Raw genomic sequence first — 23,182 nt, 5'->3', positions numbered from 1 at the left:
TGAAGAGGACGACCTGGACGTCCGAGTCATTCTCGAGGTCCGTGACGATCTCGTGAAGCCGGACAGCGGTCTCGGCGGCCACGACGTTGGCTGGCGGATTGTGGAAGGTGATCGTCACGACCTTCGGGCTCGGACGATCAAGGATGACAGTGCTGGACGTGCTCATGATGTGCTCCATTCGGGGCTGGGTGGAAATGATGGTCCTGGACGTGATCGCGTCCGGGAACGGTCTCGCCGCGGTGCTCAGCGCAGGAAGAACCCCAGGAGGCGCTCGGCGCGCTTGCCAAAGGGCGCGTGCAGCAGGTCGGCGGCGTTCCACCGGCCCTGTGTATAGATGCCCTTGGGATGGCTGAGGGTGCGGAACCCCTCGATGCCGTGGTATTTGCCCATGCCGCTCTCGCCGACGCCACCGAAGGGGAGGTCGTCCTGGCCGACGTGCATGATCGTGCCGTTCACGGTCACGTTGCCCGAGGTCGTGCGGTCGAGCACTTGGCGGCGGTTGGCGTCGTCGGCGCCGAAGTAGTAGAGGGCGAGCGGCCGCGGCCGCTCGTTCACGTACTCGATCGCATCGTTGATCGTGCCGTACGGGAAGATCGGCAGGATCGGGCCAAAGATCTCCTCGTGTGCGATGCGCATCTCGTCGGTCACGCCCAACACCACGGTGGGCGCGAAGGTGTGCGGTCGGAGTGCCGCATCCTGCGGCCGGTGACCCACCTCGATGATGGTCGCGCCGTGGGCCCGGGCATCCGCGATCAGCTCGACCAGGATGTCGTACTGCTGCTCGTTCACGATCGAGGTGTAGTCGACGCTCGTGGGGCCGCCGGGGTACGCGGCCTTGACCAGGGCGTCGTAGCGCTCGACGAAGGCGTCGACCTCGTTCTCGTGCACGAGGGCGTAGTCGGGCGCGATGCAGGTCTGGCCGCCGCTGAGCAGCTTGCCGAAGACGATCGACTCGACCGTCTTGTCGGTGACCCGGCCCGGGGCGACGATGGTCGGCGACTTGCCGCCGAGCTCGAGGGTGACCGGTACGAGGTTCTCGCTCGCCGCTTTCATGACGGCGCGGCCGACCGCGCTGCTGCCGGTGAAGACGAGGTGGTCGAAGGCGAGCGACGAGAAGGCGCTGCCGTCGCCGCTGACGACGGTGACCTGCTCCTCGGGGTAGAGCTCGGCGATCATGGCGGTGAGCAGGGCGTTCGTGGCCGGGGTGTACTTCGACGGTTTGAGCATCACCCGGTTGCCGGCGGCGATGGCCGTGACCACGGGCATCAGGGAGAGATTCACCGGATAGTTCCACGGTGAGATCACGCCGATGACCCCGAGGGGCTGGTACTCGATGTGATTGCTGCCGTTCCGCAGGGTCAGCGTGATCCGGCGGCGGGCAGGGCGCATGAACGAGCGCAGGTTGCGGTCGAGGTAGTCGATGCCCTGAACGACGCCCAGCACCTCCATCATCGCGGTCTCGTGGCGCGAGCGGTTGCCGAAGTCGGTGTTGATCGCCTCTTCGATGGCGCGGCGCCGGCTGATCAGCGCCGCCCTAAAGGCGCGCAGATCGCGTCGCCGCTTCTCGAGCGACGGCGCACCGTCGCGGAGCTGGGCGGATCGCTGGGCGGCGAGGAGGGCGCCGAAGCGCTCCTTGTCGGAGAGTCCCGCCCTCGCGGCCGGTTCGTGGGTGGTGATGGTCACGATGATGCTCCCTACTGGTTTGCTGAGTGGATGCGCGGCCACGCGGGCAGGCGGTCGGTGGATCGGAGTCGGCTCAGCGGTTGCTGCGGCGGATGGTGGCGCCCATGAAGTGCACGATCGCGCGGCGCGGGAGGAAGCGCGCGGCGATGGCGAGGGGTCGTCCGTTGGTGATGACCGAGGGGCGGTGCGAGGTCTTGTCGACGGTGGCGATCGCGGTTTTCACGACGTCTTCGGGGCGGGCGCGGCGGGTGCCGTAGTCGGCGGCCTGGCTGCCGGCGGCGTCGAAGAACTCGGTCGCCATGGCGCCGGGGGAGATGGCGAGTACGCGCAGGCCCGTTCCGCGGGCCTCTTCCCAGAGGGATTCGGTGAAGCTCAGCACGAACGCCTTCGAGGCGCCGTAGACGCTGAGGTAGGGGGTTGGCATGAAGCCGAGCAGGCTCGCGACATTGATCAGGATGCTCGTCTTCTGCTTCGCGAAGACGTCGAAGTAGGCGTGGCTGAGGTCGACCAGGGCGCCGATGTTCAGCGTGATGAGCTGCTGCAGCCGTTCGGGGTCCTCCTCGCCGAACGGGTTGTGCGTGCCGAAGCCGGCGTTGTTGACGAGGCCGGTGGCGAAGATGCCCCGCGACTCGAGCTCCTTTCGGAGCATGCGCCCGGCATCGGGCCGGTCCAGTTCGCGGGCGATGGTGGTGACGCTCACCCCGTCCCGGCGGGTCAGCTCTTCGGCGAGGGCTTTCAGGCGGTCTTCGCGGCGGGCAACGAGAACGAGGTTCGCGCCTCGGGCGGCGAGTTGGCGGGCGAACTCGGCGCCCAGGCCGGAGCTGGCTCCGGTGACGATGATGGTCTGTGTGGTGTAGTCGATTCCGTTCATGTACACACTCTACGCATAGTTGTGCATCGAGTGCAAGTTGCTTCTCAAGCTGCATTACGGTACTGTGAGTGCATGGCACCGACTCCCTCCACCATCCGCTTGCAGACCCGAGCCGTGGTGCGTTCGCTTCTGGCACAGACGGCGATGCAGCTCTTCGCCGAGAAGGGCTTCGACGAGACCACCGTCGACGAGGTCGCCGCAGCGGCCGGAGTCTCGCGCCGCACCCTGTTCAACTACTTCCGCACGAAAGAAGACCTGGCCCTGAGCGGCCTGTCCGAGCAGGGTGAGGTCATCGCGGCGCGACTCGCCGCCCGGCCGGCAGGTGAAGGGGTCTGGGTGTCGTTGCGGCATGCGTTCGAGGTGCTCGACGAGATCGAGGTCAGCCCCGAGAACCGCCTCGGGATCGTCTCGATGCTGTTCGACAACGACTCACTGCGGGCCGGCCATGCCGAGAAGCAGGCGAGGTGGACCGACCTGCTCGCCCCCCTGATCGACCCGCGCCTGCCCGCGTCCGATGCGCGGGCCTTTGAGGCCAGAGCCATTGTCGGCGCGGCGATCACCTGCCTGCAGGCCGCCACCGAGGAGGTGCTGCGGCTGCGGGGTTCGACGCCGCTGTTTGATCTCTATGACACGGCGGTGGCAGCCATCCGCACCTCGAACTGACGCCGGCGGGCTGCCCCTGCCCCTTCCCGCTCAACGCTTCACGCTTCACGATCCACGTCCCGCGGCACCGCCCGCTGCCTTTGGCGCGCCTCTGCGCCCCTCACACCCCCGAGAGCCACACGCCTTCCCCGAACATCCCACGAAAGCAGATTCGACATGGCCAACCGCCTCCCCGCCCCCGACCTGAAGAACCTCCACGCCGCGTTCCGCACCGAGAGCACCGTGATGCTCGAGTTCGCGAACTCCCTCACCACCTCCCAGTGGAACGCGCCCAGCAAGGCGGCCGGCTGGAGCATCGCCGACATGGTCGGCCACATCGGCTCCACCGCCCACAACATGTACAGCCCCGCCGGCCTGCAGGCCGCCCGCCAGCCGAGCCTCGAGGCCGTCAATGAAGGCCCCGTGGAGGTGCGCCGCGCCTGGAGCCGACAGCAGGTCATGGCCGAGTTCGAGACCGCCACCCGCACGTCGGCCCGCATGCTCGCCTTCGTTCGGCGCACCCCGCTACGGGCGGTGCCCATGCAGCTCAACGAGCTCGGAAAGTTCCCGATGGCGCTGCTCGTGGGCGGCGCCCTCGTGTTCGACCTGCACACCCACCTCCGCCACGACATGGCCCCCGCCCTCGGGCTGCCGACGCCACCGACGGACGCGAACCGGATGCTCGCCGTGCTCGACTGGATGACCGCGGTACTCAGCAACCAAACCGGGAAGTCCCCGGCACCCGGAATCGACGCCGGACTGACCCTAACACTCACCGGCCCCGGCGGCGGCACCTGGTGGATCGACGCCGACGGCCTCGCCACGCCAGGCACCCGCACCCCGGCGGCCCGCGTCACCGCCCCCGCCATCACGTTCCCCGACTGGGGAACACAGCGCTCCTCGTGGCGCGACGCCGACGTCGAGATGACCGGCGACACCGAACTCGCCGCGCGCTACCTCGACACCGTCAACGTCATCTGACGGTGCGGTCGGCGTCGTCTGCGACCACGGCGGCCACGCTTGACTTCGACTTCGCCGGCGCCGGGGGGCTCAACGAGAGCAGCGCTGGCCCGCACCGAGGGGGCATTCCAGGAACTGATCGAGCGCGGACAGGGGAACGGCGACATCAACCCCGGGCTCGACGCGAAGGCGCCAAGCGGGAACGCGTACCCACGTTTTTTGCCCACCGGTCAAGAAGGACTTGACCTCGCACCACCAACCGACAGGAGCACCACCATGAGGACCCAACTGACCTTGAGTAACTTCACCGCACCATCACGTCCCCTCAATCTTCCCCTGGACGTGGCGGCGCCGGAGGGCGGCTGGACATGGCCCCCGACCTCGGTGACGCTGATCGCCGGGGAACGCGAGGCCATCCTGGTCGACACGGTGCCGACCCTGGAGGACTCAGTGAGGTTGGCCGACTGGATCGAAGCCAGCGGCAAAGTCCTCACCGCCATCTACATCACGCACGGTCACCTCGACCACTTCCTCGGGACGTCCACGCTGCTCGAGCGGTTCCCGAACGTTCGAGTCGTGGCGACCGAGGCGACGGTGCGCCTCATCGAGGCCGAGCTTGAGTCCGGGCACGACCGGGCTCAGTACGCGCCGCTCTTCGCCGACGAGATCGGCTCGATCGTCGTGGTGCCGGAAGCCCTCGGAGGCAACCGGTTCGAGCTCGAGGGGCACGAGCTCATCGCGGTGCCGGCTGGCCGGTCGGACATCAGCCACTCCTCGTACCTGTACGTGCCCGACCTCAGGGCGGTCATCGTCGGCGACATCGCCTACAACGACGTGCACCCCACGCTCGTCAACAGCGACCATCAGACGCGGCAGGCCTGGATCGACACCCTCACCGAGATCCAGGCACTGAAGCCGGAGATCGTCGTGGCCGCGCACCGTCGCGAAGATGCTGTGAACGACGCTCGGGTCCTCGCGGACACCATCTCCTACCTCGAGGATGCCAATCGGGTCCTGGGTGAGGCGCCGGGTGCGGCACAGTTCATCGAGCAGATGCTCGCGGGGCATCCCACTCGACTCAACGTCACCACCCTGCTCTACAGCGCTGCAATGCTCGGACTCAGGTAAGGACCGGCCGCCGCGACGCGGCGCCAAGAGCGCGGCGCACACTGCCATTCACGCAGGTGTAGGCGCAGCAGCTCCAGCAGCCCCGGATAGGGCGTAAGGGCAGACTGTTCGTCCAGCGCCCCCTACCAGGTGCGAACAGGCTCGGCTACACGAACGAGGCCATCTCCCGATTCCGGAAATGGCCTCTGAACTGTACAAACATCGTCGGCCTGCCGCAGTTGAACCTGCGACCCGCTGCAAGGATCTATCCCGTTTCGTAGGGGTCCGACGCCGGCCAGCCGACGTTCATTCTCTGGACCATGAATGACCAATACCTTTATTTACGCCCATAAATGCTGTGGTCCCGCCTCAATTATTGGTGGGTGTTTGTCGAGGGATGCCCCGCGTGCTGCGCGTCACTTGCGGGTGTCGCACCTCTGTTATTGGCTCGACCCATACTCCCTTTTTCACCGCGAACAACTTCGGAGGATCCATGAGCGTACACGACGACCCCTCAGCGTGGATGATTGGCTCGCGTGGGTTCGCTGCCATGCGCCGGCGCGATCCCGACGATCGCGAACGCGCGGCGACCCCGCTCGAGCTGCTGTTCGATCTCGCCTTTGTCGTCGCCTTCGGCCAGGCTGCCGATCAGTTGACGCACCAGGTGGTGGCCGGTCACGTGGCGGTGGGTGTGAGCGGATTCTCTTTTGCAATTCTCGCGATCGCCTCGGTGTGGGTGAGTTTCACCTGGTTCAGCTCTGCTTTCGGGATCGATGATTGGGCCTATCGCGCGGCGACGATGATTCAGATGGTCGGCGTGGTGATCCTTGCCCTCGGCCTGCCGGACCTGTTCCACTCGCTCGAGCACGGCGGTCCCGTTGATGCGCGAGTGATGGTGGCCGGCTATATCGTCATGCGCGCCACGACGGTGTTGCAGTGGATTCGCGCGGCTGCGCAGGATCGCGAGCAGCGGCGGTCCGCTGCGCAACATGGTGGGCTCGTCGTTGTCTCCGGGGGCGGCTGGTTGTTCGTTGCGATTGTCATGCCGTCGGTTCCCTGGTTTTTTGGGGTAGCGGCTGTTCTTTTCTTGGTGGAGATCTCGGGAGCTCGGGTGGCGGAGCGGTTCAGCGGGGAGCTCGGCTGGAATCCTCGTCACATCGCTGAGCGGTTCGGTCTGCTCGCCATCATCGCATTAGGGGAAGGAGTCTTTGGCACCGTCGCCTCGGTCTCGGCGCTGGTGGAGCGAACCGGCTGGAGCGCTGACGCTGTCATCGTGGTGATTGCGGGTGTCGGGCTCACCTTCGGCCTCTGGTGGATGTACTTCATGGTGCCGTACGCCTGGGTGCTGTCGCGGTCCCGTGCGACTTTTCAGCCGTTCATCTACCTGCACTTCGCGCTTTATGCCGGCATCGTCGCAACGGGGGCGGGGCTCCATATCGCCGCTTATGCCATTGAGGGGGAGGTTGAATTTGGTACGTTCGGGGCCACGCTCGCCGTCATCGTCCCCGTGGCTGGCTTCTGCCTGACCGTCATGGGCGTCTATGCCTTCGTGCAGCGCAAGTTTGACCGCCTGCATGACTGGCTCTTCGCCGCGACGGCGGCCGTTCTGGTCCTTGCCGTCATTGTGGCGGCTATCGGTGTTCCGATCGGGGTGACCTTGTTGCTGGTGTCGGTCGCCCCCGTCATTTCCGTGATCGGGTATGAGACTTCCGGCTGGCGCCATCAGCAGCCCGCGCTTCGTGAACTGGCGTCCCGTTCGTAGCTCGCTCCCAAGGTCCTCCAGACGTGGAACCTTCTGCTGCTCGAGGAATGCTCCTCGTGGCGCGACGCCGACGTCGAAGTCGCGGGCGGCACCGAGCTCGCCGGGCTTTACCCTCGATACCGTCAACATCATCTAAAGGGAGACGGCAACCAGCCGACGTCCATGCAACAGCACAACGTATGAAATGGCTTGCGGGCATCAGCCTTGCCGTGCTGATCCTGACGAGTATCGGCAACGCCGCGGGTGGCACGAGCATTGGGATCGACGTCCTCCCATCCTGGGCGTAGGCAACCTCGGCGATCCTCCCGCCGGGGCCACCTTCAGCACTATGAAGGTCTTCAGCTCCTTCGACGCGGCATCCGCTCTGGCTCCACTCGCAGTTCCCGCCCTGTGGGCGATCATCGGCTCAGGACAGGTGGTGCTCCGCTCCTCCATTGCAACCAGGGGTGGAAATGTAAAGGCGGAGACCGCCGCGCCATAGGTCGCCAGTCCGTCCGATCCAGGGGCCCTGGCGGGATCCAGGGCGGTGTCGAGAGCGGTGGTCCCGGGCCGGCTCGGAGGGGCCGGCATTCCGTTTGGTGACGGATACCGGCCCCCGCGTGCTCAGCGGAGCGAGAACCCGCTAAGCCGTCCGGAGTCCCATCAAGGCGGTGCCGTAGTGCAGTGTGCTGACGTTGAGCCGGTGGGGGTGGGCCGCCAGCATGTGGCCGATGAACTCCTCGGCGGTCGGATCGGTGGCCAGGAGGTCGTCGGCCTCCCTGACGTAAGCGATGGTCTCAGCCAGCGCCTGTCCGGTGTCCGCGGCGTCGGCGCGGCGATGGGCGGCCACCACGATCTCCGGCTTGAGTTCCTGAATCTTGACCATCGTGTCGATCCAGCCCTGGCGGGTCTCGTGCGTGCTTTCTACAAGGGGCGGGTGTACGTCGTTGTAGGCGATGTCGCCGACGATGACAGCCGACAGCTCGGGGATGTGCTCCGTTCGGCGTCACGTTCTTCGACGCCGCTGCGATGTACGGCTGGGCGAGGGCGAGAGGCTCCTCAACAAGGCGCTGGCCCCGATTCGCGACGAGGTCGTGAACGGAACGTGGCTGGCTCAGCCCGCCAGCTGGCGCTCGAAGCCCGCAATCTTGGCAAATTCAGCCGCATCAAGGCTCGCGCCGCCGACCAGCACGCCGTCGACGTCGGTCTCGTGCAGCATGGCTGGTGCGTTGCCGGCCTTCACGGAGCCGCCGTAGAGCAGCCGGGTCTTGGGGGCGACGTCCGCGTCGAACAGGCCGGCCAGTTCGGCGCGGATCGCGCCACACATTTCCTGTGCATCTTCGGGTCCGGCAACCTCTCCGGTGCCGATGGCCCACACGGGCTCGTACGCGACTACTAGCGCGGCAGCCTGGTCTGAGGTGAGTCCGTCGACGCCGGCGCGCAGCTGGGCCAGTGTGTGCTGGACGTGTGTGCCGGCCTGGCGGATGTCCAGGCCCTCGCCGACGCACAGCACCGGTGTGAGTGCCTGGCGGTAGGCTGCCTTGACCTTGGCGTTCACGGTTGCGTCGGTTTCGCCGTGGATCGTGCGGCGTTCGCTGTGGCCGACGAGCACATACTTGCAGCCGAGCCTGGCCAGAAACTGACCGCTGACGTCGCCTGTGTAGGCGCCCGAGTCGAACGGGGAAAGGTCCTGGCCTCCGCTGACCAGGCCCAGGCCATCGTCCTGGATCAGGGTTTGCACGGCGCTAAGAGTCGTGAAGGGCGGAAAGACGGCAACCTCCACCCGGGCATAGTCGTGCTTTGCCTCATAGTCGTGCTTTGCCTCATAAAGGGCCTCGGCCAGTTGTTGCAGCAGGCTGCTGCCCTGGACGTGGTCCATGTTCATCTTCCAGTTACCGGCGATAAGGGGCGTCCGGTTATAGCTGCTGTTGTCAGACGTGTTCATGTGTTTCTCCAAATGGTTGGTGCGATGGCTTGCGGGCGCGGCATTCCGCGGGGCCAGGAAGGGGTCTCCGGGCACCCGGTAATGCCGGCGGGTTACGGGTTCTGTGGCTGGTCAGGTGGTGTGCCGGCCTGGAGCCGGGTCCCGTCCTGATTGTGCAGGAGGTGCCGCGTGCCCAGACCGTAGGCTCTGATCCAGAGGATGTCCGCTTGCTCGGTTTTAGTCTCGATCCGCGCCTCATAGGAGTATCCGCCGGGTTCGATTACCTCGACGAGGTCTCCCGGTTGGAGCGAGGTCCAGTCCTGCGGTGCCGGAAGCCGGGTGTCGCCGCTCCCCGTATGTCTGGTTGAGCGCACCATTACGGCGTGTCCCGCGGTGCTGAGGAGGCTCCGTGGCTCCGTGCGGTGGCGAGGGCGCCCTCAACGTCGGCCAGCAGTTCCTTCCAGCTGGCAACAAACTTGTCCAGGCCTTCGGATTCGAGCAGAGCCACAACCTCGTTGTAGGAGACGCCCAGGGCCTCCAGGGCGTTCAGGGTGTCGTTGGCTTCGGCGTAGGTTCCGGTGACGGTGTCGCCGGTGACCACGCCGTGGTCGAACGTGGCGTCCAGGGTCTTCTCCGGCATGGTGTTCACAACACCTTGGGCCACGAGCTCCGTGACATAGAGGGTGTCCGGGTAAGCCGGGTCCTTCACGCCGGTGGAGGCCCACAGCGGACGCTGCGGCAGGGCGCCGGCTTCTGCCAGCACGGCCCAGCGCTCGGTGGAGAACTGCTCTTCGTAGACCTGGTAGGCGAGGCGGGCGTTGGCAACGCCGGCCTTCCCCTTGAGGGCCTTGGCTTCGTCGGTGCCGATCGCGTCAAGGCGCTTGTCGATTTCCGAGTCCACGCGGGAGACGAAGAACGAGGCCACGGAGTGGATCTTGGAGAGGTCGTGGCCGTTGTCCTTGGCCTGCTCGAGGCCAGACTGGAAGGCGTTGATGACCGCGCGGTAGCGCTCCAGCGAGAAGATCAGGGTCACGTTGACGCTGATGCCCTCGGCCAGGGTGGCCGTGATGGCCTCCAGGCCTTCAAGGGTGGCCGGGATCTTGATGTGGACGTTGTCCTTGTTGACCTTCTTGTACAGGTGCTTCGCCTCGGCGATCGTGCCCGCGGTGTCCCAGGCCAGGCGGGGGTCCACCTCGATGGAAACGCGTCCGTCCACACCATTGGTCGCCGCGGCAACCGGCGCGAACAGGTCGCAGGCGTCAGCGACGTCCGTGGTGGTGATTTCGAAGATGGTCTCTTCGATGCTGGCACCGGCCGCGGCCTGCTTGGCGATCGTGGCGTCGTAGTCGGTGCCGGCGGTGATGGCGGCGTGGAAGATGCTGGGGTTCGTGGTGACACCCACAACGTTCTTCTCTTCAAGCAGCTTCTGCAGGGTGCCGGTCTTGAGGCGGCCGCGGGAGAGGTCATCGAGCCAGATGGAAACGCCGGCGTCGGAGAGCTGCTGAGTGGGAGTTGTAGTCATTTTCTTATCTCCTTGAAACTGTGGGGTGCTGTCAGGACTGGAGTTCGGCGATGGAATCCTTGGCGGCGGCGGCGACAGCCTCTGCCGTGATGCCGAATTCCTGGAAGAGGCGCTTGTAGTCTGCCGAGGCGCCGAAGTGCTCGAGGCTGATGGAGCGTCCGGCGTCGCCGACGAATTCCTTCCAGCCAAGGGCCAGGCCGGCTTCCACCGACACACGCGCCTTGACCGCTGCGGGCAGGACTGCCTCGCGGTAGGCAGCGTCCTGCTTGTTGAACCACTCAACGCACGGCATGGAAACCACGCGGGTGGCGATGCCCTCGGCCTGGAGCGCCTCGCGGGCCTGGACGGCGAGCTGGACTTCCGAGCCGGTGCCGATCAGGATGACCTGCGCGTCAACTGTCTGTCCGTCCTTGGAGGCTTCGGCCAGGACGTAACCGCCCTTGGCAACGCCGGCGATGGAGCCGAAGGTGTCGCCCTCGGCGTCGCCCTGGCCCCGCTCGTAGGTGGGGATGTTCTGGCGGGTGAGGACGATGCCGGCCGGGTTCTCGTGGTTCTCCAGCATGGACTTCCATGCCGCAGAAACCTCGTTGGCGTCACCGGGACGGACAACGTCCAGGCCCGGAATGGCGCGCAGGGAGGCCAGCTGTTCCACTGGCTGGTGGGTCGGGCCGTCTTCGCCCAGGCCGATGGAGTCGTGCGTCCAGACGTACAGCGACGGCACGCCCATGAGCGCGCCGAGGCGGATGGCGGGGCGCTGGTAGTCGGAGAAGATCAGGAACGTCCCGGAGAACGCCCGGGTCTTGCCGTGCAGGGCGATGCCGTTGACAATCGAGGCGGCAGCGTGCTCGCGGATGCCAAAGTGCAGGACGCGGCCGTACGGGTTTCCGGACCAGGCATCGGTCTGCTTGGACGCGGGAACGAACGACGGCGAGCCCTCGATCGTGGTGTTGTTCGACTCTGCGAGGTCGGCTGAGCCGCCCCACAGTTCCGGCATGACCGGACCGATCGCGTTCAGGACCTTGCCGGAGGCTGCGCGGGTGGAAACGTCCTTGCCGGCCGGGAAGACCGGCAGGGCTGCGTCAAGTTCGGTCGGAAGCTTCCGTGCTTCCATGCGCTCCAGGAGGGCGGCGGCTTCCGGGTTGGCGGACTGCCAGGCGCCGAAGGACTCTTCCCATTCCTTGCGTGCGTGGGCACCGCGGTCCACGACGGCGCGGGCATGGGCCAGCACGGCCTCGTCCACGTCGAAGGACTTCTCGGGGTCGAAGCCGAGGACTTCCTTCAGGGCAGCCACTTCTTCGGAACCCAGGGCGGAACCGTGGATCTTGCCGGTGTTCTGCTTCTTCGGTGCCGGGTAGCCGATGATGGTGCGCAGCGAGACGATGGAAGGCTTGGACGTCTCCGCCTTGGCAGCCACGAGTGCGGAGTGCAGCTCCTGGACGTCTTCCTTGTACTCGCCGGTCTTGGTCCAGTCCACGCGCTGGACGTGCCAGCCGTAGGCCTCGTAGCGCTTGAGAACGTCTTCGGTGAAGGCGATGTCGGTGTCGTCTTCGATGGAGATGTGGTTCTCGTCGTAGATGACAACGAGGTTGCCCAGTTCCTGGTGCCCGGCGAGGGAGGAAGCCTCGGAGGTGACACCTTCCTGCAGGTCGCCGTCGGAGGCGATGACCCAGATGGTGTGGTCGAACGGGCTTTCGCCAGCCGGAGCATCGGCGTCGAACAGGCCGCGCATCCGGCGCTGGGAGTAGGCGAAGCCCACCGAGGAGGCCAGGCCCTGGCCCAGCGGGCCGGTGGTGATTTCCACGCCGGCGGTGTGCTTGTACTCCGGGTGGCCGGGCGTCAGCGAACCCCAGGTACGCAGCGCCTGAAGGTCCTTCAGTTCCAGGCCGTAGCCGGAGAGGAACAGCTGGATGTACAGCGTCAGGGACGTGTGGCCGGGAGACAGGACGAACCGGTCCCGCCCGATCCAGTCCGGGTTCTTGGGGTCGTGGCGCATCATCTTCTGAAAGAGAAGGTAAGCGGCCGGAGCCAGGCTCATTGCGGTGCCGGGGTGGCCATTGCCCACCTTCTCGACGGCGTCGGCGGCCAAGACACGTACGGTGTCAACCGCCCGCTGGTCCAAACTGGTCCATGACAGATCGGGGGACGGAATGGACTGGGGTGCCGGAACGCTTTCTGTTGACATGTGATTCATGCTCTCGTGTAGACGCGGGATGATGAGGCCGGGGCCCAACGTTTCTGGGAGGATGGGTCAGCCGGGCAGACGGGGAAGTCCGTGACGTAATGCAGTAGTGAATCCCTATTCACTACTGCATTAGTATGAATTTATAGTTTTGGAACAATCGAATAGGATGAACACATGGCACTTGCTGACATTCAGGAAGCGGTCTCGGCCCTCCAATCAGGACGGCCTGTTATCGCCGTCGACGATGAGGACCGCGAGAATGAGGGCGACATCATCATGGCCGCCCAGCACGCAACGCCTCAGTGGCTGGCTTGGATCATCCGGGTTTCCAGCGGCTTCGTGTGCGCCCCGATGACCAACGAATTGGCGGATGCTCTGGAGCTGCCGCTGATGACCGAGGACAACAAGGATTCCCTCCGGACTGCGTACACGATCACCGTCGATGCGGCCGGCCAGTCCACGACCGGCATCAGCGCAACAGACAGGGCGCGGACTCTTCGGGTGCTGGCAGAGCCGGCATCCGGGCCTGCCGATCTGATCCGTCCGGGGCATGTGCTTCCCCTTCGTGCCGTTGATGGGGGAGTGCGGCAGCGGCCCGGCCACACCGAGGCCGCCGTTGACCTGCTGAAACTTGCCGGCCTCACCCCGGTCGGCGTCATCGCTGAGGTCGTTGCCGATGACGGTGAAATGATGAGGCTTCCCGGGCTGCTGGAACTCGGCCAGGAAAAGGGAATTCCTGTTATCAGCATCGCACAGCTGGTGGCTGCGCTGGAGAACTAATCCACCGCGGCCGCTGGCGGCTGCTGCTATTGGGCGCAGAAGCCGCCGTCGACGAGGAGGTCGATGCCGGTACAGAAGGACGCTGCGTCCGAGAGGAGGAATACCGCCGGGCCGGCCATTTCCGACGGATCGGCGATACGCTTCATCGGCGTCTCCTGGGCAAAGATTCCCATCTGGTGGACCATTTCCGGCCGGGAGTTCATCTTGGTCATGGTGTAGCCGGGGCTGAGAGCGTTGACGCGGATACCGCGCTCGGCCCATTCCATCGCGAGGGACTTACTTAGATGGATGACCGCTGCTTTGGCACTGTTGTAGTGAGCCTGGAGCAGGCCCCTGTTGACGATGCTCCCCGACATGGAGGCGATGTTGACGATTGATCCGCCGCCGTTCCTGAGCATGGCACGGCCTTCGGCCTGGCAGCTGAGGAAGACGCCGGTGACATCAATGTCATAAACCTTCTGCCACTGAGCCAAAGGCAATTCCTCGGCCGGTGCTGCATTGGCTATGCCTGCGGAATTGACCGCCAGGGTGAGCGGACCCAGATCAGCTTCGATTTTGGCGACTGCTTCTTCAAGTTCGTCCGCCTTCGTTACGTCAGCCGCGACGAAGATCGCCCGGCCTCCGGCTTCCTTGATGCGGTAAACGGTCTCGTCCGGCCCTTCTCCGGGTAGGTCAACGATCCCGACGGCGCCGCTTTGGTGCGCGATGCCGAATGCAATGGCCTGGCCGATGCCGGACCCGCCTCCGGTCACGAGGGCTGTCCGCCCGTCCAGGGCGAAGCTGAGTTTCTGAGTCATTGTTGTCCTTAGAGTTTTAGGGCGCTTTGTCTGACTCCAGACTGAGCGCGGTTTTCTTGTCCGTGATGAGTACGTTGATCCAGTGGCCTTCGACGGCAGCCCGTATCGCTGCATACTTTCTGGCACCACCGGCGATGCCGATGCGCCGATCGACGTTCAGCATCTGTTCGGGGCTGATCCCAAGGACTCTGTCGTTGAGACCGGATTCCACGAGTGCGCCGTGCCTGTCGAAGAACCTCAGGCAGATATCTCCCACGGCTCCCGACGCCGCGAGGGCTTTGAGGTTGGATTCGTTGAGTGAGTTGCCTGATTCGCGTAGAAGCGGCGAGGGTTCGATGCTTCCGATGCCGACCAGGAGGGTGTCCAGCCGGTCCCAGTCGGCGGCAACTTCAGCGACGAAGGGGTCCTCAAGCAGGGCGTCACGGCCACCGCGGCTGGAAACGATGCCAGGCGCCGGCAGGTACCGGGGGGTGCCTTTAGTGACGGTTGCCAGGCGGTCCGCGAGATGCGTCGCCCGCACCTGCACTTCGGGGTTCCCCACTCCGCCGATGACCTGGACGATGCTTTCTGCGGTTTTGACATTCCGTGGGGACATGGCGTCCACCGTTGCCAGAAGCGTCGAGGACCAGGACGACAGGCCCACCCTGTTGCCGCCGGTGAGGGTCACCTCGAGGTAACCTGCGGCTGCCGCGCCGATACCTCGGATGATGGATCCTTCGTCATCAGTCTGAAGATCCGCGATGACCACTGCCCGCAGGCCGTACTTGGCCGCCACGGCATCTTCCAGATCTGATTCGGTTCCCGCGGGCGCCACGACGATGGTCCGGACAATGCCTTCCCGGACAGCGTCGGTCAGCCACCGGGAGACCCGGGACTGGGAGACGTTGAGCTTGTCAGCAATGTCCGCCTGGCTCATGTTCTGCTCGTGGTACATCCTCGCGGCCTTGACCATCAGGCCCAGTTGCTGGGGAGTGAAAGTCCTAGTTCTCTGGGCCACGGCGTTTCCTTCGGTTGTCGTCAGGCAAGGGTCCAATTATTTCACGTTCCTCCTTATCTCTTAGAGTGTCGCCAGTGACATGACTTTTGACGGGGTCGCCTCGGAGGCATCCAGGATTCCCTGGTTCCGTCCGCGGGCGAGGACCATGACCCGGTGGGCGAGGCCCAGCACTTCCTCGAGGTCGGAGCTGACGACGACGACGGCGTTGCCGTTGCGGGCCAGCTCAGCGACGACTTCGTAAATGGAGGCCCGCGCCCCGACGTCGATACCACGCGTGGGTTCGTCCAGGATGACCAGGCGCGGGTCGCGTTGAAGCCATTTACCGATCACGATTTTCTGCTGGTTGCCGCCGGAGAGTGAGGAGACGGGCAGCGCCACGTTCCCCTTCATCCCGATGCCCTTCGCCACCGTCGCGGCAAAGCTGCGCACCTTGGCCGGTGAGATCCAGCCGGAGGTGCTGACCTTCCCCAAATTGGGAAGGGCGATGTTGTTCTCGATGGTGTCGCTGACGACCAGTCCCTGCTGCTTACGGTCCTCTGGTATCAGTACGACGCCTGCTTTGATGGCTGCCATCGGGTTGTCGGGTTTCAGGTTTTTTCCATCGATGACTACCGTTCCCAGACGGTGCTCGGCGCCGGCTATGGCGCGGACGAGTTCGGTGCGCCCGGCCCCAACGATGCCTGCGATGCCGAAGATTTCCCCGGCCCGCACGGTAAAGGAAACGTCCATGAAGTCGCCGGCCTTATCGTGGAGGTCCTTTACTTCCAGCACGATTTCGTCCGTGGGCGGAGGCACGTCGGGAAAGAGCCGATCGACGGGGCGTCCGACCATTTCTTCCACCAGCTGGTTGGGGGAAACCTCGCCGGAGGCGTGTTCGGTGATCTTCTTGCCGTCCCTGAGGACAACGATCCGGTCTGCGATCAGAGCTATTTCCGCGAGGCGGTGGCTGACGTAGATGAACGACACGCCTTCGGCTTTGAGCGCCCTGACGCAGTCGAAAAGAGCGTCAGTTTCGGCCTGGCCCAGTGCAGCGGTGGGTTCATCAAGGATGAGCAGTGAGGCGTCGAGCATGAGCGCTTTGGCGATTTCTACCTGTTGCTGGCCCGCGACGCTGAGGTCCCGGACTTTGCTGTCCATAGCGCCGTTGAAGCCGAGACGCTTTAACTGGTCCTTGGCCTTCTCGCGCATGGTGCGCGCATCCAGGAACCCGCTGCGCATTGGCCATCGGCCCACCATGACGTTTTCGGCAACGGTCAGGTCCGGCAGCAGCCGCATCTCCTGGTGAATCAGGCCGATGCCGGAGGCGATGGCATCGCCAGGTGACGTCGGAGCGTAAGGCTCTCCGTTCCAGGTCATGGTTCCCGTTGTCGGTTGGGTGACTCCGGCGATGATGCTGGAAAGCGTGGATTTTCCTGCCCCGTTTTCTCCGAGCAGGGCAACGACTTCCCCGGGGTTGATGTCCAGGTCGATGTCCTGGACTGCGATGGTGCCGGGGTATTCTTTGGTGGCGCCGCGGACGCGAAGTCCACGAGTGTCCGCAATAGGCATTTTGAGCTCCGTTGGCTAGAGAAACGGCCTGGGCGGGTGGTGCCCGGGGAGGGCACCACCCGTGGGACGGTCAGGGGTGCGTGGTGATGAACGGGGCGACGTTTTCCTTCGTGGTCAAAACGCCTTCCTGAAGCTGCTCGGCCGGCAGCTTTTCGCCGTTGGCCAGCTTGATCGCGGATTCCAGGGCGAGCTTGCCCATGCCTTGAGTCGGCTGGGTGATGGTCGCGGCGAGGGTCCCGTTCTTCACCGCTTCCAGGCCGGCTTTGTCGCCGTCGAAGCCGACAATGGTGACACCCTTGACGCCGGCGCTGCGGACGGCCTGCGCTGCTCCGAGTGCCAGTGCGTCTGCACGGCCGAAGAAGATGTTGATGCTTGGATTCGCCTGAAGCATGTCCGTGGCGAGCTGGTATCCCTCGTCCTGCGCCCACTGCTGGGAGGCCTGGCGGGCGACTTCCTTGATGCCGGGGAACTGCGTCATGGCATCTTTGAAACCGGTGTCGCGTGCAACTTCAGGGGTCGTTCCGATCTGTCCCTGAATGACACCGAGCTGTCCCTTACCTCCGACCTGCTTTCCGACCCATTCACCCAGCGTCTTGGCAGCCGCCACGCTATCGGTGGCAATAAAGGTGTCACCGGGCGCACCTTCGGGGTTGCGGTCCACAGCGACGATGGGGATATGTGCTGACTTGGCTGCCCGGACCGGGACGGTGGCCGCAGTTGCTCCGGCGGGGATGTAGATGATCGCGTCAACCTGCTGGGTGATGAAGTCCTGGATCTGCGAGACCTGCGTATTGGAGTCACCCTTCGCATCAGCGACGACGACCTTGACGTTTTGTTCCTTGGCGGCCGCTTCCACGGACTGGCGGATCTGGTTGAAGAAGTCGGCCTGCTGGTTGGCTACCGCCAGACCGATGGTCTTCTGCTTCTCACCGCCGCCGCTTCCGCCCGTGCCGGCGCTTCCGCCGCAGGCAGCCAGTGAAAAGGTGGCCGCTATGGCTACAGCAGTTACTGCGATTTTTCTGAACATTTTCATCTCCATTGATAATGACGTTTGGTACTGCATGGGTTTGAGGTTGCGGTCCGTTAGGCGCGCTTGCGCCGGAGCACGTCTGCCATCACAGCGACGGCGATGACGAGGCCGATGACGATCTGTTGGATGAACGGCGAGACGCCCAGGAGGTTCAGGCCGTTGCGCAGCACGCCGATGATCAGGACGCCGATGACGGTCCCGCCGATGCGGCCGACTCCGCCGCTCAGGCTGGCCCCGCCAATGACGACTGCGGCGATGACATCGAGTTCATAGCCGGTTCCTGCGCTCGGCTGGGAGGAGTCGAGACGGCTGGCGAGAACGATGCCGCCAAGGCCGGCCAGGGCACCTGCTGCCACGTAGACCCAGATGGTGACCTTCTTGACGTGGATACCGGCCAGACGGGCGACTTCGGTGCCGCCGCCGATGGCGTAGATGGAGCGTCCGGATGCCCGGTACTTCAGCCACGCCCAGGCCACCAGATACAGGGCCAGAACGACCAGGAGCGTGACTGAGAAGAAACCGAGGTACCTCTCGGAGGAGAAATTAAAGAACCATTCCGGGTAGCCAACGATCTGCTGACCGTCGGTGATCAGGTTCGCCATTCCGCGCCCGATGGACATCATTGCCAAGGTCGCAATGAACGGTGGCAGGTTGGCGTAGGTGATCCCGAGGCCGTTGATTGAACCGGCGACCGCACCGACCGCGATGGCTGCCAGCATGGCGGTCCACATCGGCCAGCCCCCCTGATGCGAGAGCCACCCAAGGACCATGGTGGAGAGTCCGAGGATGGAACCCACTGACAGGTCGATGCCGCCGGTGATGATGACGGCGGTCGCCCCGACGGACAGGATGCCGAGGACGGTCACCTGGTCCAGGATGTTGATGATGTTTCGCGTGGTGAGGAAGAATGGGGATGCGAAGCTAAGGATGATAAACAGGGCGATGAGGCCCAGAAGGGCACCGCCGCTGCCGGAAAACAAACGTGCGCTGAGTTGTGAAAACATTGGCGCCTTTGCGCCCGTTTCTTGAGGTGCTCCACCGGGCCGGTGGGCTAGTTGTTGACTCATGATTGACTCCGTTGGCAGTAGAGGTTGGCCCTAGTTCATGAACATTCCGCCATCAATGTTGATGGCCTGTCCGGTGATGTAGCTGCCCGCGTCCGAGGCTAGGAAGAGGAGCAGGTTTGCCACGTCCGTTGCTTCGGCGGGGCGCTTGAGCGGTATGCCGTCGATCCATTCCTGGATGAGCTCGCCCGGCTTGTAGTTACCTAGGCGGCTGCCCCATTCCCGGTCGTTGTATTCCCACATTTCGGTCTTGACGATGCCGGGGCAGTAGCTGTTAACGCGGACCCCGGACGGTGCGAGTTCCTTGGCGAGGGATTGGGTGAGGCCGATGACGCCGAACTTGCTGGCTGCATAGTGGGGAGTGAAAATGAATCCCTGCCGGCCCTGACCGCTGGAGGCGTTGAGAATGACACCGTGGTCGCTGGCCTTCAGCAGGGGTGCCGCTTCCCGGCAGCAAAGGAAAACGGCCGTGGTGTTGACGGCGAGGACTTTGTTGAATTCGTCCAGGCTGAGGTCTTCGAGGTTGGCGATCGTGATGATCCCGGCGTTGTTGACGAGGATGTCCAGGCCGCCCCACAGCTCGACGGTCTTGGCGAATGCCGCCTTGACCTGGGCCTCGTCTGTGACATCCGCTATTGCGTGGTCGACGTCAAAGCCGGCTGCCCGAAGATTTGCCGCCGCCTCGCTGACCTGCGGGCTGCGGTCAACAAGGAGTACCGATGCGCCGGCCTCGGCGAAGGCCTGGCCAATGCCGTAGCCGATGCCGCTGGCTCCGCCCGTAACCAGGGCGCGACGTCCCTTGAAATGGCCCTGAAAGATTTCAGATCCGATCATTGTGTTCATTAGTCACTCCGTTACTGCCGGGGCCAATGCGACGTGCATCGTTCCCGGTGTGGGGAAAAGGGTGGTGTCTTCAGGGGACCAGCGTGCCTTGGCCACCGCACGGGACCAGCTTGACCTTCTGCGGTCCGCGTCCTGGACGGGCATTGCCGGAAGGATCTCGGTCCTGTTCCGGGGAAGGCTTTCAACGGCCTCCCGGCTGAACAGTCCCGTCTCGATCGCGGCCATGTGTGCCACACCCAGTGCTGAAAGATCCGGGACCGTGCTGCGGAGCACGGTGCGTTGGCTCAGATCAGACTGCAGCTGCATCAGCCAGGTGTTGGATGTCGGTCCGCCATCGGCCAGCACAGAGCTGATGCGTGGCGAAAGTGCCTGCTCGGCCGCCCGCAGCACATCTTCGATCTGCAGGGCAATTGATTCGAAGGCGGCCCGGGCCAGGTGGGCTGAGGTCGTTCCGAGGTTGATTCCACTGATAGTCGCTTCTGCGCGTTCGTCCCACCACGGGGCACCAAGTCCTGCGAATGCCGGGACGATGTTGACCCCGCCGCTGTCCCCCACAGTCCGGGCCAGCGAGTCCAGATGCGCGACGTCACAGTCGAGCACCTGGGACAGCCATACTGCGGTGGCGCCTGTGGCAAGGATGTTCCCTTCGAAGGCGTAACGGGGGGTCCCGTCGTGCCAGGCCAGCGTCCGGACCAGGCCCCCCATGTCAGCCGGCCGCACCTCGTCCGGAAGCAAACCCATCACGGAGCTGCCCGTACCGTAGGTGGCCTTGACCGTGCCCGGGCCCCGGACGCCGTGTGCGTACAGCGCCGAGTGTGAGTCACCCATGACAGCGTGGACCCGGGAACCCTTGGCCCGCCCCCCAAGCAAGGGGGAGCTAGCCGCGTTGGACGCCACGATCGTCGGGAGGACCTGAGCCGGGACATTGAAGAGATCGAGCAGTTGCTGGTCCCAGTCCACTGAATCCAGGTTCAAAAGCTGAGTGCGGCTTGCGTTCCCCGCCTCGATCCTGTGTTCACCCGTTAGGCAGCTCAGTAGCCAGGAATCGACGGTTCCGGCTGCGATTTTGCCCGCCTTGCTGAGGCGGCGGTCCGGGTCCGCGGCATCGAGCAGCCACTGGATTTTCAGGGCGGAGAACATCGGGTCGATCGGCAGGCCGGTCGACTGGCGGACCAGGTCGCCGGCACCGTCGCCGATCAGGTTTTTGGCCTGTTCGGCGGTGCGGCGGTCCTGCCATCCCAGAACCGGACCCAAGGGCTGTCCGGTCTCACGGTCCCAGATCATCGCTGACTCGCGCTGGGTGCTCACGCCAAGTCCCAAGACCGTGTTTTCCAGGCCGTTGAGGCTGTCTGAGACGGCTTTAAGGACGCTGTCGCGTATGACGATGGGATCCTGCTCGACCCAACCCGGCCGGGGGTGCTGCTGCGTGAGACTGACCTGTGCCCGGGCGATGATCCCGCCAGAGCCGTCCATGACCAGGGCCTTCGTAGCACTCGTGCCTTGGTCCACCGCGACAACTACGGCGGTCGCGGCAACGGCAGGGGCCAGGTTAGTCACGATGCAGTACCTCACGTGCTGCGGCCGAAATGTGGTCTGCGGTAAGGCCGAAGTGGTCCAGCAGGAATGCGGTGCTCCCGGTGGGTGCGAAGTGCTTCAGGCCCAGGATGCGCATCGGAACGCGGGCTCCATCCTCCAGCTGGCCTACGACGCTTGCTACTGCGGCGCCCAGGCCGCCGGCGACGTTGGCTTCCTCTGCCGTGATGATGGCGCCGGTCTGGCGGGCTGCGTCCTTGATTGCATCTTCATCGAGCGGGCTCAGGTAGGCGGCGTTGAGGACGCGGGCTGAGACTCCCTCGGCGGCGAGCGATGCGGCTGCCCACAGGGCCCTGGACACTTCGGTTCCGGTGGCGATGATGGTCAGGTCGCTTCCTTCCCGTGCGACGACGAACTTTCCTCGTTCGAGCCCGACGTTGTCCTCGGACACGTGCGGGACCTTGAACCGGCCAACCCTGATGTAAGTGGGCCGCGGATCGGCCACTGCATTGCGGACCGCGGCGCGGGTCTGTGCTCCGTCGGCGGGAACGACAATGTCCAGGCCCGGCAGCGCACGCAACCAGGAGAAGTCCTCAACTGAGTGATGGGTCGGGCCAAGCTCGCCGTAGGCCATGCCCGGGCTCATGCCACACAGAATGACGTTGTGCTGGCTGTACGCTACGTCCGCCTTGATCTGCTCCAGCGAGCGGCCGGTCAGGAAGGGTCCGGCCGCGCAGACGAACGGAATGAGGCCTGCGTTGGCCAGCCCGGCACCGACGCCAACCATGTTCTGCTCGGCGATGCCAACGTTGATCAGACGGTCCGGGAACTCATCCCGGAATTTGGTCAGGTTGCTGGAACCGACCGAGTCGTTGCACACCGCGACGACTTTGTCGTTGGTGCGGGCCAGCGCGATCAGCTCGTCGGCAAAATCCTGGCGGTTGTCGAACGTGGGTGCATCGGTCAGCACTGTGGTTGTCGTCATGACAGCTCCTGAAAAGCCTGAAGGGTTTGTTCTTTGGACGGTACTTTGTGGTGCCATTCGACTCGGTCCTCGATGAACGAGACGCCTTTGCCCTTGATGGTATTGGCGATGACAGCCACGGGGGAGCCTGTGGTGGAGGGACTCATGGCCTCGATGAGGTCGTTGTAGTTGTGGCCGTCAACGACCCGCACTTCCATGCCGAAAGCGGCAAGACGGGCATCGAGCGGATCCAGCCCGTTCGTCTCTTCGGTCCTCGCGCCCTGCTGGAGACGGTTGCGGTCAACGATGACGGTCAGGTTGTCCAGCTTCTGGTGGGATGCCGACATCAGTGCTTCCCAGTTGCTGCCCTCCTGCATTTCACCGTCGCCTGTGACAACGAAGACCCGCGAACCGCTCTTCAGTAGTTTGGCGCCGATTGCGGTACCGACCGCAACCGGGAGACCGTGACCCAGAGGTCCGGTGTTGGTTTCGACTCCGGGAACTTTCACTCTGTTCGGGTGCCCGTTCAGTGCGGACAAGGGCGCCATGAACGTGTCCAGTTCCGAGACGGGGAAGAAACCGGTGTGGGCCAGAGTCGAGTACAGGGCGCCCGCGCAGTGGCCCTTGCTGAGGATGAAGTGATCGCGGTCTTCCTTGCGGGGATCCTCCGGATCGACATCCATCACCGCATCAAAGAGCACCGTCAGGATGTCCGTGACGGAGAAGTCCCCGCCAATGTGGCCCTGGCCGGCATCAGAAATCATTTTCAGGATGGAGCGGCGCGTGGCCTGGGCGCGCTCGTGCAGCTTTGCGGCGCGGGTGGCGGGATCACCGTCCAGAACTTCCTGGCGGAGGGATCGCCAGGCTGCGGCCTGGGAAGCGTCTGCAGTTAACATTTGCATATCCATTCAGTAGTGACTGTATGTGCAACAATGTTACCCATGCCACATTTCTCTGTCAACACACTCCTTCGGGAAGGGGTTGACTGCGGCGC

The 23,182-nt window shown here is 64.6% G+C and carries 20 protein-coding genes and 1 pseudogene; 5 read left to right on the top strand and 16 right to left on the bottom strand.

Annotated elements, in window-relative coordinates; genetic code table 11:
* Nucleotides 1-243: 243 nt before the first annotated feature.
* Nucleotides 244-1,683, bottom strand: coding sequence for a coniferyl aldehyde dehydrogenase (locus J7I89_RS05870; RefSeq protein ID WP_214968199.1), 1,440 nt, complete (start codon nucleotides 1,681-1,683; stop codon nucleotides 244-246).
* Nucleotides 1,684-1,756: 73 nt separating this feature from the next.
* On the bottom strand, nucleotides 1,757-2,554 hold the full coding sequence (locus J7I89_RS05865; protein ID WP_214968197.1) for an SDR family oxidoreductase: 798 nt from the start codon (nucleotides 2,552-2,554) through the stop codon (nucleotides 1,757-1,759).
* A 72-nt stretch (nucleotides 2,555-2,626) separates the two neighbouring features.
* Here J7I89_RS05865 and J7I89_RS05860 point away from each other — a divergent pair, with 72 nt between their 5' ends.
* The 4 genes from J7I89_RS05860 to J7I89_RS05845 all read left to right on the top strand — a co-directional run bounded on the left by J7I89_RS05860 (nucleotide 2,627) and on the right by J7I89_RS05845 (nucleotide 7,025).
* Entirely contained in the window at nucleotides 2,627-3,217 is a 591-nt protein-coding gene (locus J7I89_RS05860) for a TetR family transcriptional regulator (RefSeq protein ID WP_214968196.1), read from the top strand.
* Between the two features lie 156 nt (nucleotides 3,218-3,373).
* Nucleotides 3,374-4,177: a maleylpyruvate isomerase family mycothiol-dependent enzyme gene (locus tag J7I89_RS05855; protein ID WP_214968194.1), complete on the top strand. Its 804-nt coding sequence runs from the start codon at nucleotides 3,374-3,376 to the stop codon at nucleotides 4,175-4,177.
* A 255-nt stretch (nucleotides 4,178-4,432) separates the two neighbouring features.
* Nucleotides 4,433-5,284: an MBL fold metallo-hydrolase gene (locus J7I89_RS05850; RefSeq protein WP_214968193.1), complete on the top strand. Its 852-nt coding sequence runs from the start codon at nucleotides 4,433-4,435 to the stop codon at nucleotides 5,282-5,284.
* Between the two features lie 472 nt (nucleotides 5,285-5,756).
* Nucleotides 5,757-7,025, top strand: a complete 1,269-nt coding sequence (locus J7I89_RS05845; RefSeq protein WP_251044981.1) for a low temperature requirement protein A — start codon at nucleotides 5,757-5,759, stop codon at nucleotides 7,023-7,025.
* A 622-nt stretch (nucleotides 7,026-7,647) separates the two neighbouring features.
* Here J7I89_RS05845 and J7I89_RS05840 read toward each other — a convergent pair.
* The 5 genes from J7I89_RS05840 to tkt all read right to left on the bottom strand — a co-directional run bounded on the left by J7I89_RS05840 (nucleotide 7,648) and on the right by tkt (nucleotide 12,632).
* On the bottom strand, nucleotides 7,648-7,890 hold the full coding sequence (locus J7I89_RS05840) for a hypothetical protein (RefSeq protein WP_214968191.1): 243 nt from the start codon (nucleotides 7,888-7,890) through the stop codon (nucleotides 7,648-7,650).
* Nucleotides 7,891-8,118: 228 nt separating this feature from the next.
* On the bottom strand, nucleotides 8,119-8,949 hold the full coding sequence (gene tpiA / locus J7I89_RS05835; RefSeq protein WP_214968189.1) for a triose-phosphate isomerase: 831 nt from the start codon (nucleotides 8,947-8,949) through the stop codon (nucleotides 8,119-8,121).
* Nucleotides 8,950-9,041: 92 nt separating this feature from the next.
* Nucleotides 9,042-9,305, bottom strand: coding sequence for a hypothetical protein (locus tag J7I89_RS05830; protein WP_214968187.1), 264 nt, complete (start codon nucleotides 9,303-9,305; stop codon nucleotides 9,042-9,044).
* A complete protein-coding gene (gene tal / locus J7I89_RS05825; RefSeq protein WP_214968186.1) occupies nucleotides 9,305-10,450 on the bottom strand; it encodes a transaldolase in 1,146 nt (381 codons plus the stop codon). The genes J7I89_RS05830 and tal overlap by 1 nt, the downstream gene beginning before the upstream one ends.
* A gap of 31 nt (nucleotides 10,451-10,481) precedes the next feature.
* Nucleotides 10,482-12,632 (bottom strand): transketolase, encoded by a 2,151-nt coding sequence (tkt, locus tag J7I89_RS05820; protein WP_251044980.1) that lies wholly within the window; start codon nucleotides 12,630-12,632, stop codon nucleotides 10,482-10,484.
* 174 nt (nucleotides 12,633-12,806) lie between these two features.
* On the opposite strand from tkt, the pseudogene ribB reads away from it, so the two are divergent.
* Nucleotides 12,807-13,406: pseudogene (ribB, locus tag J7I89_RS05815) on the top strand (3,4-dihydroxy-2-butanone-4-phosphate synthase); the annotation flags it as partial.
* Nucleotides 13,407-13,438: 32 nt separating this feature from the next.
* Here ribB and J7I89_RS05810 read toward each other — a convergent pair.
* The 9 genes from J7I89_RS05810 to J7I89_RS05770 form a co-directional block, all read right to left on the bottom strand.
* Entirely contained in the window at nucleotides 13,439-14,209 is a 771-nt protein-coding gene (locus J7I89_RS05810; RefSeq protein WP_214968183.1) for an SDR family oxidoreductase, read from the bottom strand.
* Nucleotides 14,210-14,225: 16 nt separating this feature from the next.
* Complete coding sequence (locus J7I89_RS05805; protein WP_308159814.1) at nucleotides 14,226-15,206, bottom strand: sugar-binding transcriptional regulator; 981 nt, start codon at nucleotides 15,204-15,206, stop codon at nucleotides 14,226-14,228.
* Between the two features lie 60 nt (nucleotides 15,207-15,266).
* Entirely contained in the window at nucleotides 15,267-16,754 is a 1,488-nt protein-coding gene (locus J7I89_RS05800; protein ID WP_214968181.1) for a sugar ABC transporter ATP-binding protein, read from the bottom strand.
* 70 nt (nucleotides 16,755-16,824) lie between these two features.
* Nucleotides 16,825-17,781: a sugar ABC transporter substrate-binding protein gene (locus J7I89_RS05795; protein ID WP_214968180.1), complete on the bottom strand. Its 957-nt coding sequence runs from the start codon at nucleotides 17,779-17,781 to the stop codon at nucleotides 16,825-16,827.
* 56 nt (nucleotides 17,782-17,837) lie between these two features.
* Nucleotides 17,838-18,788, bottom strand: coding sequence for an ABC transporter permease (locus tag J7I89_RS05790; protein WP_214968178.1), 951 nt, complete (start codon nucleotides 18,786-18,788; stop codon nucleotides 17,838-17,840).
* A 93-nt stretch (nucleotides 18,789-18,881) separates the two neighbouring features.
* Nucleotides 18,882-19,691 (bottom strand): SDR family NAD(P)-dependent oxidoreductase, encoded by an 810-nt coding sequence (locus J7I89_RS05785; protein ID WP_214968177.1) that lies wholly within the window; start codon nucleotides 19,689-19,691, stop codon nucleotides 18,882-18,884.
* A 3-nt stretch (nucleotides 19,692-19,694) separates the two neighbouring features.
* Nucleotides 19,695-21,248 carry a glycerol kinase gene (locus J7I89_RS05780; RefSeq protein ID WP_214968175.1) on the bottom strand — a complete coding sequence of 518 codons (1,554 nt, stop codon included), beginning with the start codon at nucleotides 21,246-21,248 and terminating at the stop codon, nucleotides 19,695-19,697.
* Nucleotides 21,241-22,209: a transketolase family protein gene (locus tag J7I89_RS05775; protein WP_214968174.1), complete on the bottom strand. Its 969-nt coding sequence runs from the start codon at nucleotides 22,207-22,209 to the stop codon at nucleotides 21,241-21,243. The genes J7I89_RS05780 and J7I89_RS05775 overlap by 8 nt, the downstream gene beginning before the upstream one ends.
* On the bottom strand, nucleotides 22,206-23,084 hold the full coding sequence (locus J7I89_RS05770; RefSeq protein ID WP_214968172.1) for a transketolase: 879 nt from the start codon (nucleotides 23,082-23,084) through the stop codon (nucleotides 22,206-22,208). The genes J7I89_RS05775 and J7I89_RS05770 overlap by 4 nt, the downstream gene beginning before the upstream one ends.
* Between the last annotated feature and the right edge of the window lie 98 nt (nucleotides 23,085-23,182).

Origin of the sequence: Arthrobacter sp. ISL-5 (assembly GCF_018613835.1) — a bacterium.
GTDB lineage: Bacteria > Actinomycetota > Actinomycetes > Actinomycetales > Micrococcaceae > Arthrobacter.
This window is presented reverse-complemented; position numbering and strand designations above follow the sequence as displayed.